This is a genomic window from Bacillus sp. LJBS06, assembly GCF_016924995.1.
Lineage (GTDB): Bacteria > Bacillota > Bacilli > Bacillales > Bacillaceae > Bacillus > Bacillus stercoris.
In genome coordinates, this window is sequence record NZ_CP070483.1 from 2,134,773 (window position 1) to 2,150,891 (window position 16,119).

At 36.9% G+C, this 16,119-nt stretch carries 15 protein-coding genes and 4 pseudogenes; 8 read left to right on the forward strand and 11 right to left on the reverse strand.

From position 1 onward, the window contains the following. Nucleotides 1-202: 202 nt before the first annotated feature. Complete coding sequence (gene xynA, locus JQX68_RS10525) at nt 203-844, reverse strand: endo-1,4-beta-xylanase XynA (protein WP_069149704.1); 642 nt, start codon at nt 842-844, stop codon at nt 203-205. A gap of 305 nt (nt 845-1,149) precedes the next feature. Between xynA and JQX68_RS10530 the strand changes: the two genes are divergently transcribed. Continuing rightward, on the forward strand, nt 1,150-1,323 hold the full coding sequence (locus JQX68_RS10530; RefSeq protein WP_205440292.1) for a hypothetical protein: 174 nt from the start codon (nt 1,150-1,152) through the stop codon (nt 1,321-1,323). 273 nt (nt 1,324-1,596) lie between these two features. After that, nucleotides 1,597-2,156, forward strand: a pseudogene (locus tag JQX68_RS10535) (transposase); the annotation flags it as partial. A gap of 132 nt (nt 2,157-2,288) precedes the next feature. On the opposite strand, the gene JQX68_RS10540 reads toward JQX68_RS10535, so the two are convergent. Next, nucleotides 2,289-3,578, reverse strand: a complete 1,290-nt coding sequence (locus JQX68_RS10540; RefSeq protein WP_205440293.1) for a Na+/H+ antiporter NhaC family protein — start codon at nt 3,576-3,578, stop codon at nt 2,289-2,291. A 160-nt stretch (nt 3,579-3,738) separates the two neighbouring features. On the opposite strand from JQX68_RS10540, the pseudogene JQX68_RS10545 reads away from it, so the two are divergent. Then, nucleotides 3,739-4,196: pseudogene (locus JQX68_RS10545) on the forward strand (ATP-dependent DNA ligase); the annotation flags it as partial. 231 nt (nt 4,197-4,427) lie between these two features. Continuing rightward, nucleotides 4,428-4,577 (forward strand): hypothetical protein, encoded by a 150-nt coding sequence (locus JQX68_RS10550; RefSeq protein ID WP_147771997.1) that lies wholly within the window; start codon nt 4,428-4,430, stop codon nt 4,575-4,577. Between the two features lie 411 nt (nt 4,578-4,988). Here the strand turns inward: JQX68_RS10550 and JQX68_RS21725 are convergent, their stop codons facing one another. After that, the gene (locus JQX68_RS21725) at nt 4,989-5,330 is read right to left on the reverse strand and encodes a GNAT family N-acetyltransferase (protein ID WP_240345542.1); all 342 of its coding nucleotides are present in this window, start codon (nt 5,328-5,330) and stop codon (nt 4,989-4,991) included. A 348-nt stretch (nt 5,331-5,678) separates the two neighbouring features. On the opposite strand from JQX68_RS21725, the gene JQX68_RS10560 reads away from it, so the two are divergent. The 4 genes from JQX68_RS10560 to phrK all read left to right on the forward strand — a co-directional run bounded on the left by JQX68_RS10560 (nt 5,679) and on the right by phrK (nt 8,376). Continuing rightward, complete coding sequence (locus JQX68_RS10560) at nt 5,679-6,053, forward strand: YoqO family protein (RefSeq protein WP_134975449.1); 375 nt, start codon at nt 5,679-5,681, stop codon at nt 6,051-6,053. A gap of 815 nt (nt 6,054-6,868) precedes the next feature. After that, complete coding sequence (locus JQX68_RS21730; RefSeq protein ID WP_234698031.1) at nt 6,869-6,961, forward strand: phage holin; 93 nt, start codon at nt 6,869-6,871, stop codon at nt 6,959-6,961. A gap of 180 nt (nt 6,962-7,141) precedes the next feature. Continuing rightward, a complete protein-coding gene (gene rapK, locus JQX68_RS10570) occupies nt 7,142-8,257 on the forward strand; it encodes a response regulator aspartate phosphatase RapK (protein ID WP_103032192.1) in 1,116 nt (371 codons plus the stop codon). Next, entirely contained in the window at nt 8,254-8,376 is a 123-nt protein-coding gene (gene phrK / locus JQX68_RS10575) for a phosphatase RapK inhibitor PhrK (protein WP_069839317.1), read from the forward strand. The genes rapK and phrK overlap by 4 nt, the downstream gene beginning before the upstream one ends. 54 nt (nt 8,377-8,430) lie before the next feature. Here the strand turns inward: phrK and JQX68_RS10580 are convergent. From JQX68_RS10580 to JQX68_RS10610, 8 genes and pseudogenes are all read right to left on the reverse strand, one after another. Continuing rightward, a pseudogene (locus JQX68_RS10580) lies at nt 8,431-9,060 on the reverse strand (DinB/UmuC family translesion DNA polymerase); the annotation flags it as partial. 62 nt (nt 9,061-9,122) lie between these two features. Continuing rightward, nucleotides 9,123-10,535 carry an MBL fold metallo-hydrolase gene (locus JQX68_RS10585; RefSeq protein WP_148343719.1) on the reverse strand — a complete coding sequence of 471 codons (1,413 nt, stop codon included), beginning with the start codon at nt 10,533-10,535 and terminating at the stop codon, nt 9,123-9,125. A gap of 158 nt (nt 10,536-10,693) precedes the next feature. Further along, complete coding sequence (locus tag JQX68_RS10590; RefSeq protein WP_148343718.1) at nt 10,694-11,893, reverse strand: FAD/NAD(P)-binding oxidoreductase; 1,200 nt, start codon at nt 11,891-11,893, stop codon at nt 10,694-10,696. A gap of 178 nt (nt 11,894-12,071) precedes the next feature. Further along, nucleotides 12,072-12,716: a response regulator gene (locus JQX68_RS10595; protein WP_046559696.1), complete on the reverse strand. Its 645-nt coding sequence runs from the start codon at nt 12,714-12,716 to the stop codon at nt 12,072-12,074. Continuing rightward, entirely contained in the window at nt 12,709-13,782 is a 1,074-nt protein-coding gene (locus JQX68_RS10600) for a sensor histidine kinase (RefSeq protein ID WP_148343717.1), read from the reverse strand. The genes JQX68_RS10595 and JQX68_RS10600 overlap by 8 nt, the downstream gene beginning before the upstream one ends. A 447-nt stretch (nt 13,783-14,229) precedes the next feature. Next, entirely contained in the window at nt 14,230-15,009 is a 780-nt protein-coding gene (locus JQX68_RS10605) for a sulfite exporter TauE/SafE family protein (RefSeq protein ID WP_205440294.1), read from the reverse strand. Nucleotides 15,010-15,607: 598 nt separating this feature from the next. Then, nucleotides 15,608-15,799 (reverse strand): annotated as a pseudogene (locus tag JQX68_RS21890) (hypothetical protein); the annotation flags it as partial. Beyond that, nucleotides 15,783-16,058 carry an SMI1/KNR4 family protein gene (locus JQX68_RS10610; protein WP_240345543.1) on the reverse strand — a complete coding sequence of 92 codons (276 nt, stop codon included), beginning with the start codon at nt 16,056-16,058 and terminating at the stop codon, nt 15,783-15,785. The pseudogene JQX68_RS21890 and the gene JQX68_RS10610, both read right to left, overlap by 17 nt. Nucleotides 16,059-16,119: the final 61 nt, after the last annotated feature.

Here is a 16,119-nt window from a genome sequence, read left to right on the forward strand (position 1 = left end):
GGCCATTGTACGTTTCTTTGAGAATATCCTACCTCCAGCAGTACCAAGGCCGGAGTAGAAAACGACCTTTACCCTACTAATATCCGAGGCATATATTAGGATTCAACTAAAAGACCATCGCCTCTTAGTAACTGACAATAAACAATGATTAAAGGAACGATCATCAGCAGCTCGTTAGCTACCCCTGATTAAAGATGATCTGTTACCACACTGTTACGTTAGAACTTCCACTACTTTGATATCCTTCTGTCGCCATGACTTGGTAAGCCCAATTACTGCCCAGATTCATTCCATGGCTCTTCCATGCGTTCACATGATTGCTGAAAGTGATTGTAGCGTTGCTTCCTGTTGGTCTCTTCGTTTGGCGAACACTCCAGTACTGCGTAAAAGTAGTGCGATCGCCATCAATGGAAGGTGCGTTATAACGTGTCGTTGTATATATGTCATATGTACCTCCATCACTCTTTACAGTACCTTTATACGTTCCGGTAGGTCTGTAAGTACCCCATGAATCCACTACATAATATTCAATGAGAGGTGCTCTCGTCCAACCATATAAAGTCAAATATCCATTGCCATTCGGCGCCCAAACTCCGGCATTATAGTTTATCGTCCTAAATGGCGAACCTGTAGTCCAGCCTTTGCCAACAACGAAATTTCCGGTATTAGACCAATTAACACTGTAATTCCCGCCAGACCCATTGACGGCGTTTACTGTTCCGCCACCATCAGTCCAATTTTGCCAGTAGTCTGTGCTAGCTGCAGAGGCGGTTGCCGAAAACAAGCTTATACTCATTAAAGCTGCCGTTAATCCAACTAAGAAATTCTTTTTAAACTTAAACATTTGTTACCTCCTATAATTTTTTTCTGACTTTGTCATGAGGTAGCACTTGTATATATTTAAAACATTCTAATGACTAACGCCATAGCTTTTGATCGTTCCCTTCAGTATAATACCACGAATTCACGAGTGAATATTAAAAGTATTTGTAATTTAATTACAAATACCTAAAAATCATATTATAGATGGTTTTGTTCTGCCATATTCTAATTCTTTCTTCGCAGGATAACAATTCTTGTTTCTAAATCTGATGGAGTAACATCTGTAACGAATTCCCATTGGAACCATTTCGTATAAAGGTGATATTCATGAGAGATTTTGAAATTATTGTAGCTGATCCAGGTGGTGATCTTGACTTTCAAGCTCTAATGCAACGTTTCTTGTCCAAAAAATTAGCTTATATGATTGTTTACTGTGTCTTCCATGTTATGTATAAAGAAAGTCAGTCAATTGCCTCTAAACCGCTCGCTCACTGTGCGTAAGACATTTTGAATTCACTATAGTTATAGAATTACTCACGATTAATTTAGACAAAATAAGAAAAGTTTTATCACGTTTTCAATCGCATTAACAAAGTAATCCTTGCATTCCTTCGCCCTCCATGCTTTATTCAGATAGCGATGCGCTGAATTGTGTTAGCCGATGTACATGCCCTTTGTGGCACACACGAATGTGGTGTGGTCAAAGAGGTATGACAAAGCCTTACACAGCGCAGTTCATCGCTTTTTTATTTCGTCAGGCCACATGTTAAGACACGATTTGGTTTTCAAGTAGAAGCCGTCGCCCTTGATTCCGGATATTTAACGACTCCGATCTGTAAAGGATTATCTGACCGCCAAACCTTTGGTGTCATCGCACATAGACGTTATCACTCTATCCGAGGCTTGTTTCCAAAATGGAAATTTCGTTATGACAGTGAACAAGACAGATACATTTGTCCACATCACCAAACACTTACATACGCAACAACTGACCGAAAAGGCTACCGGTCATACAAATCAAATCCTGAAATATGTTCCTCATGCCCGCTGCTTGAAAACTTGACAAAATCAAAGAATCGGCAGAAAGTGATTACTCGGCATGTTTGGGAAGATCATAAAAAAAGGACAGACAAAATCGCTTGTCTGTTTCAGGAAAAAACCTCTACAAAAAAAGAAAAGAAAAAATAGAGCGAAGCTTGGCAGATTCAAAACAGCTGCATGGGCTTCGCTATTGCAGGTTGAGGGGAAAACGAAATGTGAGTGAACAAGTTCTCCTCACAGCCGCATGCCAGAACATGAAGAAGATTGCCACATACCTAGCCAAGCAGGGCTAGGCATGTGGGAGATCTTTTTCTGCATCTGAAACCTGATGAATATCTAAAGAAACTGTATAAAACAAAAAAGCTTGTAGAAAAAACATCGTTTTCTCTACAAGCTGAAGGTACCATTTGGTACCTTTTTTACCTTCACTTCGTATTTCTTGTGAATTTTGGTAGTTCGAATATAATTGCTATGATGCCACAGATCCCGATTAAAACAGGATAGAAGGAGTAATGCAAGATGCTGACGGGTGAAACATTTCCAAACTTCCCGGCCGATAACATCTGCGCTCCATAAGGAATTAAACCTTGTGTCATGCAGGAAAAGATATCTAAGATACTTGCCGACTTTCGATTGTCGATTTTAAATTCATCAGAGATATTTTTGGCAATCGGCCCGGCTGTAATAATAGCAATCGTATTATTGGCAGTAGCTAGGTTAGTAACGCTGACCAATCCGGCAATACCGGCTTCAGCACCTTTTTTCGAATGGATTTTTTTAGAAATGACTCCCAGTAAAAAGTCAATCCCGCCGTTTTGTTTCATGACACCGACCATTCCGCCAATTAACATTGAAAGGACGATAAGATCAGACATTCCGGCAATTCCATTTGTAATTGCTTTAAAATAAGACTCAAGCGTTAAGCTGCCGCTTACAAACCCTATAATTCCTGTTAAGATCAATCCGCCAAAAATGACAGCCACCACATTAAAACCAATTAACGCAAAGACTAACACGGCAACATAAGGAAGTACTTTAAACCAGTTGTAAGATTCAGCTCCAGTATGTCCTATGTGTCCTGTCGGTATAAAAAATAATAAAATGATAGTTATGATAGCAGCAGGCAAAACGATCAAAAAATTCGTTTTAAATTTATCCATCATTTGTGTTTTTTGTGAACGTACTGCTGCGATGGTGGTGTCCGAAATAAAAGAAAGATTATCTCCAAACATAGCTCCGCCAACAACAGCTGCAATTGCGACTGCAGAAGACAAGCCCAGTTCTCCACTCATACCAGCGCTAATTGGAGCAACTGCCGCAATCGTCCCCATTGATGTTCCCATCGAAACAGAAATAAAACAAGCAATGATAAAAAGCCCTGGCAGTATAAACTGCTGCGGAATAATGCTCAAAGCAAGGTTGACGGTTGAGTGTACCGCTCCCATCGCTTCAGCTGCAGAAGCAAAAGCACCTGCTAATATAAAAATGATAACCATAATAATAATATCAGGATGTCCCGCACCGGAAGCAAACCATTCAATTTTCTGATTGAGCGATTGCTTCTGGTTAAATGATAGCGCGAAAGCTGATGCTATAATTGCCGCAATCAATATTGGTAATTTATAGAAATCTCCAGTCAATACACCAGAGCCGACAAAAAGACCTACAAATAAAACTAGCGGCAATAGCGCCCAAGGATTTCCATTCTGTTTCATCTAAGTAGCCACCTCTAATTTCAATATCAAAACCGTTAAACATAGTCTAAACAACATTCCATACTTTAAAAGGCTACAGTAAAAAAGTCAAGCTGAAAAATAGTATTAGTATTTATTAAATTAATAACAGAAAAGAAATAAGGATTATTCAAGGTGAGGAAAACCACTCACTGAGCGTAAGACAGCTCTGAACTCACTTGGACTGAATCATCCTAATGTCTTTGTAATCGAAGGAATTCAAGGTAACGGATTCGCTTACTTCAACCTGGCCAAAGAAAAGAACTTAGAGGGAATCGTACTCAAGAAAGCTAACTCCACTTATGAGGCAATAAACGTTCACATAATTGGCTGAAAGTGATCAAATATGATTACACTGAAGTTCTTATTACGGGCTACACCAAAAAGGATATAAAATTCCTTCTGTCTTACCCTGATGGAGCTACAGCTGAATTTATGGAATTCATGCCGAACGCAGAACGAAGTAAATTCCACTCTATGAAACAAGTAAAGTCTGAATCTGATGAATATGTATTTGTAGAACCGATCTTATGTAAGGTTAAACACAGATTTAAGACTAAGCATGGCAAACTCCGCATACCTTCCTTTGAATCCTGGTGAGTAATCTCTCCGTTACATAACTCCTTAGCGCAAGCCATTAAAAACCAAATGGAAATTAGTACATGGATCAATTAGTTACTTTCTTTAATATAAATATTTTATTTAAAAGAAGATATTTCTTTAAACCTTTTTAAATTTCCAAGATTCATTTCACCTCTATTACTGCAAGCAGGTTGTCATACGCTTGCCATATAAAAGAGGCTGGACATTTTTGTCTCGGAGGTGGAATAAATGGAATTGATCTTAAATTATTTAGTGAATTGGTCAATTGAAAAGATCATGGACAATATCTTAATCGCAGGGTTTTACTTTGTATTCAAATCGGAATCTAAACAGAATTATCCTGATCACTTCGAAGAAAAACGCCGGCATAGAAATTAATACTTTATGATCGTTATCGATACATGTGCTCTTTCGATAACGATCCATCCTTATATATTTGTTAAAAACTTTTTTTCATTTAAATATCTTCTTCTCTCTGAACTTAGTACAGAATAAATGATATCTGGAGTATTTTTCCAGATATATTAAAAAGCAAAATCGATTGGCGGTTTTGTAGTATTTATTACAGTATTCTTGGATTCTTAACCAGTCTTAAAATAGATATCCTAGAAAATCGAGGTCTCCCTCACTCCAATCGATCTTCCCTACTTTCTTAATCATTAATTCATCCAATATTTCAAAGCCTATACCCTTAGTATTTTGACTTTCATTATCGATTTTCAACCATTTACATTTGTTCTTAACTGATTTAAAACCTTTTTTTAAATACAATTTCTTATTATGTGCAAATTAAACTAAGAAATCGATATTTTTTTCTTTACAAAACTTTTCAATCTCCAAAAGCAACCATGATCCTATTCCCTGTGAACGATATTTTTTTGAAACACATAAATCAATCACCCCTAGTATTCTTACTGGTTTCCCATTAAGATTCATTACTCTGTAATCTAATCCCACTTGTCCTAAAAGGGCGCTTTCTTTGTTTATAGCTAAAAATCTAAAATGGGGTAATTGCTTAAAATATGTTCTATTTTTCGGATAGATATCAGGAAAACATTCAGTCAACAATCCTTGGATCTTTTTTGCTAGTTCATTATTGATTTCGTATTCAGGTTTTTTATAGATTCTCAATTCATCTCCTCCTTATTCAATTGATTTTCCCCTAAAGTATCACCTGATTACACTTTTTAAATTTATTTTAGATGATGACTAGAGCAAAGAAAAAGAAAAACTAATTTAAATATAATTTGTAACCCTGACTCCTTATTTCAATAGCTTGGATTTGATAACCTGCAAAATATATGAATGCACCGGAAACTCCCTGTCTTTTTAGTCGATTCTCCAAATTAACACTCAACATAAGATTCATAATCTTCCGGTAAAATCACGATTTTAAGTTAATTTTAAAGTACATCATCTTGAGAAATGCCCCTTTAATTGGTAATCTGGCACCTAGGATCATACAAAGCAGGTGATGTCTTGAATAAAATAATCGGAATAATTGGATTAATTGTTTCCTTAATTGTGCAAGGGTTTTCAGCAAGTGGTTCGTTGACTCACGAGATTGCTAAGGCTTGTCTATTTGTATTTCTAATAATTTATAATTTTGAACATGCTAAGGATTTCTCTAAAAAATCTCTAATTGTTTTAGGAGCAATCTTTATAGCTCTAATGCTAGGGATTTATCAACTCATTTCCTTTACCGGTGATTACTTTGATAGGCTTAACTTAAATATTGGACTTATCATTTTACTTGAAATCGCTTTGATTGTTGTTTTGGTATCTATTGCAGTAAATTTAATGAAGTTCATTGCGAACCGGTTAAGGAAAACACCTCATGGTAAAGAGTTTTAACTCTTTGCCTTGTAGTCTCTTATATATGGAATCAAATGCTTTCCCTAATTCCTTCTCTTCTGTTACCGCTGAGTAATAACAATTACTTGGCCATATCTTATATTGCATATAAAGTTTAGTCAGTCGAGATCATTGAGGGATTAAAATATGGCCAAATAAAAAAACGATGGATTCTCCATTTCTATTAAAAAGACAAGGTTGAATATAGAGTACTTCACTCAGAACATTTTGCTTATTAGTATTCGTATTAATTTTTCCTGTTACGATAATGATCAAAAAACAGAGTTATCTATCCCATTTCAAGCTAGAAATTATTCTGCTTTTTTTAAAAATATTCTTGATTTTCACTTATATATCCATAAAGCATTCGAGCATAAACCTTATATGGAACTGAAATGCAGGTATAATACTTATTATACAGTGATTCAACTACCAATATGTGGGATTATGTTAACATCCAAATACTCAAAAGCAAGAACATAAGTACCCATAGTACTTCCATTTCCACACCCTTTCCAAATTTTCATTTTCCTAATTTCACATTAAATCGTCCTTTTTTACATCGTAATCGTTATCGTAAAAGCCTATAGTATCAACGTTTTGCCTTCTCGAAATTTTACCATTTTTATCAATATCTCCTTAAAACAACCGCTTTTCCCTACTCCCGCTTATGTTTTACGATCGTTTATCCCCTATTCACTAATTAAAGTATCAAAAATCCTTATGTTTACTGTCTTTTTTTAGTTCATTATAAATTTTTACGATAAGCATGTTATTCGTGTACGATATACAACTTAACTGTAATTGGCGACAATTTGACTGAGAAATTTAATGCACTTCTAACTTTTTTAACTGCAATGGGTATCATTGTTGACCCAACAACTCAAGATATTTCTGATAGTGAATAAGCAATGGATTATGATTCACCAAGATAACTCCCCTACCCTTCTTTTGATTGAGGAGGGTATTTTTTCGTTTTTTCAAATGAAAAAATCGCAGAAAACTTTACATCCTTTTACAATTTTTTCAATGAATATGTTATGATTTTCTTCGAGAGATTTTTGAAATTTTCAGAAATAGGGGTTTAAATGAGTAAGATCGCTTCTGAAGTTGTCGCTACTACACTGAATGACTGGTACATTGCTATAAAAAAACAAAAGGTTGATGAATCAATAAAATATTATTCAGAGATAAAGAAACTTTTTGATGAAATGGAAGAAGATCAAGAGGTTCTTGCGTATTATAGTCTATTAGAAGAAAGACATAAAATGTTGCTGCATTCCTCACGAGGAGAACCTTTACAAATGCACACCTATTTCACTGAAGACAATCAAAACTTCATTAAAAAAACAAATGACAAATTAGAATACAACTTTTATTTATTTGAAGCAATGTATGAGGCATACAACAAAAACTATGATCGAGCAATTAACCTATATGGATTAGCTGAGAAAAAGCTTGCAGAAATTCCAGATGAAATTGAAGCAGCTGAATTTTACTCTAAAGTCTCTTACTTATACACTCTTGTTAAACAAAGCATTGTGGCACAACACTATATAAAAAATGCAATTTCAATATATAAGCGACACCCTGATTATAAATGCAAACTAGCTACTTCAACAATGATTGCAGCTGCTAACTATGCTGATATTAAGCGATTTGCGGAAGCAGAAAAATATTATTTAGAAGCAATTGATATTGCAAAAGAAACAAAAGATGAATTTTTGAAAGCTCAATTATATCACAACCTCAGTATCGTTTATTCGGATTGGAACCAACCTGATAAATGCATTGAATCTCTTGAAAAAGCAATAGGAAATGAATCTTGGTTAAATTCTATTTATTATATAAATTCATTATTCATGATGATTAAAGAACTCTTTAAAATTGACGAAAAAATGAAAGCCATTAATTTTTACAATAAAGCACAGGAAAGACTCATATTAATGGAGAATAAAGTATACGAAGCCAAAATCAGCATCTTATATAACCTTTATTGTGGGGAGTTAAAAAATAATTTCAATAATTGTATTAGTAATATTGAGTTCTTAAAACAGCAAAATGAACTTGAAAGTGTAGATGAATTGTCCTACATAGCTGCAAAAAGGTTTGAATCAATAGGTGCTTTTGAAGAAGCAACGAGCTTTTTCAATGCGAAAATTTGGGCTGAACAGAAAATGAATCAGGTGGAGGGAATCTTATGAAAAAACTTGTGCTTTGCGTATCTATTTTAGCTGTGATTTTAAGTGGATTAGCTTTAACGCAATTGAGTACAGATTCACCATCTAACATCCAGGTAGCTGAAAGGCCTGTCGGAGGTTAAAAAAGGTTGATTAATTTATTTAGCCCTACTCAAACATTTGAGTGGGCTTTTATTTTATGATTTATGTCCACCAGTCAGCCCTGCTCTGTGAAGCGCAGTACCAGCAGATGTATAAGAAACTGCTCTAAGAATTGCTTTCGATCCGTATTTGCTTCTAATCCCATCCATGACAAAACCGAGTTTCCTTCTCTTTTCATTATCCGCTTCAAATAAACTCAACTGCTGGTTAACATCTTTCTCAATATTTGATAACGTAACTGAGATACTTCTCACTGTTTTACCCGAGTGAAATTTATTAAAGAGCATTAAGCAGCATCTATAAATATCCATTGTGATATTTGTAGGAAGATCAATTGTTTTGGCTCGATGAAATCCACAACCAAGCTCATCTTTACTGTAGCCAATTCCCAGGCTGATTGTCCGACCAACTTTATTATGTGTACGTGCCCTTCTTGCGACTTCCTCACAAATCTCCAAAAGAACAGCCTTAATCTCTTCTCTCCTTGTATAATCCCTCAGCAAGATCTGACTCTTACCAAAACTAATCTGCCCCTGCATCAAAGGAGCTCCTATTTCTGATAAATCGATTCCATGAGCATGATAATACAACTGGTTTCCCATTATTCCAAATTTCTTTTCAAGCAGCTCTAAAGGAAATTTAGCTAGTTGTCCTATAGTTGACATAAGTTAGTGTACTCAGTTGCATTGAAGAGAAAACTTGAACAGAGACAAGGGATTGGTCCTTGTCACACGATTGGAAGACCAGCTTTCTGCCACTGGGAAATTCCACCATCCAATTTCAATACTTGTTTAAAATCGTTATTAGCTTGGAGGATGCTGGCACCAATAGCAGACCTAGCTCCGGAAAGACATTGAACAAGAATCGGTTTGTCACTTTTGATTTCATTTAGCCGTCCTTGAAGCGTTCCTAGCATGATATGTTGTGCGTTCGGAATGTGACCTTCTTGCCATTCAGTCAGATTGCGAACATCAACCACTTGTACGAGTCCGTTCTCCACCGCATTTGCTATTTCTAACGATGTTACCTCCGTGTATGATTCGAGCGAAAACATACCGCTTGCAATGATTTTTCCACTGTCCATGAATCCTGCCACATTTTCTATGCCTATGGAGTGAAGTGCTTTCAGAAGTTTATCTGCTTCATGCGGGTTCGTAATAAAATACACAGGACGATTGTAATCAATAATCCAACCCGCCCAGTTAGAAAAAGCTTTGTTAAATGGGATGTTTATTGCACCTTTCACATGCCCTTTAGCAAATTCTTGAGAGGGACGGGTATCTACAATTTGTTCGCTATCCAGCAAGCCTCTCACTTGTTCCATTGAGGTGATCTCTGACACTACAGGTAAATCTTTAAGCAACGCAGGGCCTTTTTTATTAATTTGTTTCATCACAGAGAAATATTTTGGCGGTTCTGGTTGCCCTTCAAGCAAGGCTTTTACAAAATCTTTTTCGTTGGTGTAAGTCATTGACCAGTTGAATAGCTTTTCGTAACCAACAGTGGAAGAAGGAATCGCCCCCAATGCCTTACCACAAGAGCTTCCCGCACCATGAGCCGGCCAGACCTGCAGATAATCTGGCAGTTGTTTGAACTTCAATAGGGACTTGAACATTGCTCTTGCGCCACAATCTGCCGTACCCTTGATGCCAGCCGCTTTCTCCAGCAAGTCGGGTCTTCCGACGTCGCTTACAAAGACAAAATCTCCTGTAAAGATGCCGATTGGACGATCCGCATTACTTCCGCGATCCGTCAACAGAAAGGAAATGCTCTCCGGGGTATGGCCGGGGGTATGCATAACCTCAAAAATCAGCTTTCCGATGGAAAAGCGATCACCGTCTTTCACAAGTTGATGTTTTATTTCATCGACATATTGATACTTCCAATCTGCATCACCTTCATCGGAAAGGAACAGCTTTGCTTGATGCGTAACGCCGAGTTCGCGAGCACCGGAAACAAAATCGGCATGAATATGAGTTTCTGCAGCCGCTACGATGTTTAGTCCTTCTTCTTTTGCAAATTGCAAATATGGTTTTATATTGCGGCTGGGATCAATCACAATTGCGTCTCCCGTTTTCTGGCAACCAACAAGATAGGATGCATGGGCCAGCTTTTCATCGTAAAAGTAGCGCAATAACATGTTGTTTCCTCCTCTTACATCATTACATATTCCACAAAAAGTTTATCGGATAGAGAAGCGAGTTTAAGCGGAATATGTTTAGGATTTTCGAACTTTTTATCATACATATCAATCTATATATTTACCAAAACCTTTGTCCTTGTCTTCCTGACCTCTCCTTACATCAATCCTTTTAACATGCCATTCCAATATATGATGGGAAGCAACCTTCTTTTCAACAAGTACATGCTGAATCTTTCTTTTGACTGATCAAACGGAAATGTTTCTTGCGGATCCTTGTTATAGTCAAACTCAGCAAGCACCACTTTGTTGTACCCTGTTACCAGCGGACAAGAGGAATATCCATTATACTTCGCACCTAGTGACGATCCAGTCATCAAAGAAATCAAATTTTTAGCCACTACCGGAGCTTGTTTGCGAATGGCTGCTCCTGTTTTAGAAGTTGGCAAGTTGGCGCAGTCCCCGATTCCAAAAACATTGTTAAACTTTTTGTGCTTTAAAGTGTACGGATCAACGTCCACCCATCCGCCGTCATCCGCCAATGTACTCTCTTTAATAAATTTTGGAGCTATCATCGGAGGAGTAACATGAAGAATATCGTATTTCATGATCTCCAGCTCCTTAGTCTCCAGATTCTTGAACACGGCTTCTCTTGAATTCGGTCGAATTTCGGTCAGGTTTCTTTTATACATTGTTTGGATGCCCTTGCGCTGGACGACTTTCTCGAGCGAACTAGCATATTTCGCAACATCAAAAATAGTTGATTTTGCGGAGGCAAATATAATTTCGGATTGATTGCGTACATTCGACTTACGGAAATAATCGTCTGCTAAGTACATGATTTTCTGTGGAGCTCCCCCGCATTTCACGGGAGAATCCGGATGAGTAAAAATGGCGGTTCCGCCTTTAAAGTTGCGGATGTTTTCCCAAGTACTGTCTACCGTATGATACGAGTAGTTGCTGCAAACGCCATTCTTTCCGACAGTGTTCTTCAAGCCTTTTACCCCATCCCAATCGATTTGCAAACCGGCTGATACAACGAGATAATCATAGGAAACGGTCGTTCCTTGTTTTGTAAGGAGTGTGTTCTGACTCGGCCGAAACACCGTTACAGCATCGCTAATCAAATCAACCCCAGCAGGAATCAGTGAAACTAGATCACGCTCTGACTCTTCCTTCTTCGCTGCGCCAGCTCCAACTAGCGTCCACAAAGGCTGATAGTAATGCTTGGACTTTGGGTCGATGATAACAACTTGTCCTTTGAGGTTTTTGGAAGTTCGGACGAGACGGGCAGCTACAGAAACACCAGCAGTTCCAGCTCCTACAATTACAATGGAATAATGAACTTGTTTTGCCATAGATATCCCCTTTTTCTTTTTAAAAATTTGTTGTTTTTTTATAGAGGAGTAGCTCTATTTTCAAGTTTAGTTTCATATCAATTTTTCTAAATAGGGGGACTCCCCTATTTTTCTGAAATCCAGTTCTTTTCAAAAAAAATCCCATGAGTTTATGATAGGCAGTTCATGGAACAGTGCGTTACAATGTAAGATCCAAATAGTTGTTATTGATCGCATATTGAATCAATTCATGTTTCGAATCCAGTTCTAACTTCTGCATAATATTCGTCTTATGGTTTTCCACGGTTTTGAAGCTAATCGATAGCTCATTAGCAATCTCTTTATTTGTATAGCCCAGTACTATTAATCTAACAATCTCCTTTTCTCGAACTGTTAAAACAGAAGAAATCTTTTTAGATTCTGATGTCATCCATTGAGAGAGAATCTCTTGTGATACAGATGTCTTGTAAAAGAGTTTCCCTAAGGAAACCTCGACTATCGCTTTATAAAGCAGTTCGTAATGGCTGTTCTTTAAAATGTATCCATAAGCCCCTACTTCGATTGCTTTTTGGACAAATATCTCTTCATCATACATAGTTAAAATGATGATTTTAACCGGTAGATTCAATTTAAGGATTTCACTGCTTGCTGTAAATCCATCCAATCCAGTTGGCATCGACAAATCCATCAACACCACATCCGGTTTCAACTGTCTTGTCTTAAGGATCGCATCATTCCCATTATGGCTTTCCCCAACAATTTTGATTTCAGGATAGCCTTCCAAAAGCACACGGAGACCCTTTCGAATCATTGTATGGTCATCGACCAACAATACCCTAATCACTCTCCTTCCCCTCCTTATACTGTACTTCCACTTTAATAGACGTACCTTTATAGGGAACGGAGTGAATTCGAAGACTTCCTTCCATTTGATCTACTCTCTCTTTCATATGTTTGAGCCCCAGACCTTCCGCTATTAGGTCACGATCAAAACCAATGCCGTTGTCCCGAATCATCAAAGTTAGCTTATTGGCTTCTTTTTGCAATATGACTTCAATAAATGTCGCTTGCGAATATTTCAGAGCATTATGCAGCGCCTCCTGAATGATGCGATATAAATTGATTTCCAAAACTGGGTGCATGCGATCGCAGACATTGCTGCAGGTAAACGTAATAGAAAAATCCTTATGAGTTTTATTCAAGCTAGAAACTAAGTACTTAGCAGTAGGGACCAGCCCCAACCGATCGAGACTATGCGGACGCAACTGAAGAGTATAGAGCTTGATGTCTTGTATCGCATTTTCCAGTTCATCAACGATCTCCTGCATGTATTCTTTAAATTTTTCCTCCTGATGAATACGAGATTGAATTGCTTGAATGCCTACTGAAATTGAATAAAGCGATTGTCCTACTCCATCGTGGAGTTCTTGAGCCAATCGTTTGTGTTCGTTTTCCTGTGCCTCCAATGTTTTTTGCAGAACCAGCTTGGAGATCCTAGCTTCCTCTTCTGCTTTCTTTATTGTTATATCTTTCAGAACCAAAAGTACTTCTTGTTTCTTTTGTTCGTCGTTTTCATATATAACAGCCGTGCTCATCTCCATGTCGACGAATCGTCCCTCATAGGTCGGCATTGCAGAAAGAAAATAAGGGACTTCACGCTTGGCCAACAAGTAACAACGCTCTTCTCCCGCTTCCAGTTTTCTCTTTTGACAGTAGGAACAGTATGGAACCTTATCACCTAATTTCCATCCCGTCATTTTCTCTGCGGACGGATTCATCACCAAAATTCTACGTTCCTGATCCATAATAATGATTCCATCCTGCAAATAGTAGAAGATTTGCCTTAAATAGCCGCTTTCCATTGACTTTTCTTCTTTACGCCGTTCAAAAAAAGTTGGGTTTTGACACATAATGTACCCTCCAACATAATGATTTTAAGACAGCTATCCTATAGAAATTAAAGAGTTGAGATTCGAAGGTCTTATAATTCCTCACACAATTGATAGACTTAACTTCTATTCAATCTGTTCAAATCGAAAAACATGTGCTACTCTTAGAAACCAGTTTCCTTAATAAACAAAAAAAGCACGGAACTGAGAAAACCTTCCCCCTCCACTATGTCAGCATTTATGTATTCCATTTTGATCCTTGGAAATCGAGCCAACAGTACTTTCTAAGCAGCGTGACATACCGTGCATTGATACCTTGATATATATAACTTAATTTATGATCGTTTATGAATTTCCAATTGACACCAGTGAAGTTAGCTCTGCAACCTCCTTCATCTAATTCCTCCTTCAAAGCGGTTTTTTTGATTTCTCTAAAAATTATGTCTTAATATAGAACATCTTCAACAATTAATGTAAGATATCAAACCAAACTTTTACTGTTGTAATCAAAATAACGAATATCAAAATACCTTGAAGAATGTTAGCATTCATTTTCTTGCCAATTAAAACACCTTTCGGAGATGCAATCAGGCTGGCAGCCACTATTACTAAAGCTGGCATAAAAGGCACCTGTCCAATTACGAGCTTTGTAACTGTTGTTCCAATCGATGAAATAAATGTAACTGCGAGTGATGTTGCGATTGTGATTTTTGTAGGGATTTTTAAAACGACTAACATAAGAGGAAAAAGTAGAAAAGCGCCGCCAGCACCGACTATACCTGAAGCCAAACCGATAACAAAAGCCATTATTGAGGTCAATATCTTTGGAGGGCGAATGTGATCACTTTGATTATCTTCTGTTCCTGTCTTTGGAATAAACATCATGACTGCGGCAATTATCACCAATATTCCGTAGACCAGGTTTATGATATCTTCAGAGAAAAAATGTGACCCATAACCACCCATTAGACTTCCAATCAAAATACTTAATCCCATGATGGTGATAAGCTCTTTATTTAAGTAACCACCTTTCCGGTAAGCCCCTACACCGGATAATGTTGCAAAAAAAACCTGGACTGCCACAATACCTGAAACCTGGTAAGCATTAAAGCCTGTAAACCCAAATAAAACAGGTATGTATAATAACAAAGGGTAATTAATAATTGCTCCCCCAACACCAAGCATCCCAGACATAAAAGAACCCACTAATCCAATTAAAAATATTAGAAGAATAAAAGATATGCCCACTAACTTTCTTCCTTTCCAACAAAAAAAGAGAGAATTGCTTTCCTTTAATTTACCCTTTTTTAATCCAAAACTTTAATATACCATTTTCTTCTGTATCTTTAAGCAACTCATGACACTTGACTTCCAATAAAAGTGGGGAACAGAAAAATGCAACCTGATTATCTTTAGATTTCTCCTTGAAACTCAATTTTGGCATCAGCTTTTTTTAATAAATTTCTTACAGTGCATCCTTATCAGCTGCTGTACTACTATTAGCGTAAATACCAAAACTTGATAATCCAAGGGCTGTTACCACTAAGATTGTCCTCGGATAAACTTCTTATCAAATCCTCTCCAGTTTTCTCATTTTCTCTTTGACTCAGATTTCTTTATAAGCAATTCTAAAGCCTCTTCATGTTGATTGTCCTTCATAACGTCCTAAGATAATCAAAGAAAGACCACTTGCTCTATCTTAATAATCTTTCCCTTTTAAGCTTTGTGCATTTTACATATATTTGTCAATAATAAAGAACGAAGGAAATGAAAAGTAACTTCAAGAAGAAAAAGATGATCAATAAAAAACAGTGTCCAACTTTTATGCTGGACACTGTTTTCATATTTAAATTGAATTTTTATAAGCATTAATTGCTTCGTTTCGCAACAGCATATTATTTTTGTTACCCATGCCTAAGTTGTAACTTTTTTGATAATATCTAATACCTGTGAAATTTAATGCAGAGAGATTACCTCCTGTAGTAAATCTTGATTTCTAATAATCTAAAGACTTATTTAGGTCAAGTGAGCTTTTCTTCAATACTAAGTATTTCAACCCCATCAAAAAACTTCATTCCATTATGTAGAGCTAGGAATTCTTCATAATCCTTGGGTAGACTTACATTGAAATGAGATTTTAATTTTGTAATTTCATCTTGTGTTGCGGGTTCATTAAATTCAAATGTAGCATCTTCTAATACGAAACCACCTGGTTGAATCATTGGAAAAGTGCCATACTTAGAAACAGCTTCTTTAATACCAGCAAGTGTCAAATGAATAAGTTTGCCTTCTTCCATACCCCATCTCCCTATCAAAAATTATCTAGATTTTACCATGTCATACAGCTATAAGGAAAGC

Bases quoted from the DNA above. Each gene is read 5' to 3' on its own strand.
- JQX68_RS10550 (WP_147771997.1), top strand. From the start codon at position 4,428: ATGGAATTGATCTTAAATTATTTAGTGAATTGGTCAATTGAAAAGATC.
- phrK (WP_069839317.1), top strand. From the start codon at position 8,254: ATGAAAAAACTTGTGCTTTGCGTATCTATTTTAGCTGTGATTTTAAGT.
- rapK (WP_103032192.1), top strand. From the start codon at position 7,142: ATGAGTAAGATCGCTTCTGAAGTTGTCGCTACTACACTGAATGACTGG.
- JQX68_RS10600 (WP_148343717.1), bottom strand. From the start codon at position 13,782: ATGTGTCAAAACCCAACTTTTTTTGAACGGCGTAAAGAAGAAAAGTCA.
- xynA (WP_069149704.1), bottom strand. From the start codon at position 844: ATGTTTAAGTTTAAAAAGAATTTCTTAGTTGGATTAACGGCAGCTTTA.
- JQX68_RS10530 (WP_205440292.1), top strand. From the start codon at position 1,150: ATGAGAGATTTTGAAATTATTGTAGCTGATCCAGGTGGTGATCTTGAC.
- JQX68_RS10610 (WP_240345543.1), bottom strand. From the start codon at position 16,058: ATGGAAGAAGGCAAACTTATTCATTTGACACTTGCTGGTATTAAAGAA.
- JQX68_RS10590 (WP_148343718.1), bottom strand. From the start codon at position 11,893: ATGGCAAAACAAGTTCATTATTCCATTGTAATTGTAGGAGCTGGAACT.
- JQX68_RS10540 (WP_205440293.1), bottom strand. From the start codon at position 3,578: ATGAAACAGAATGGAAATCCTTGGGCGCTATTGCCGCTAGTTTTATTT.
- JQX68_RS10585 (WP_148343719.1), bottom strand. From the start codon at position 10,535: ATGTTATTGCGCTACTTTTACGATGAAAAGCTGGCCCATGCATCCTAT.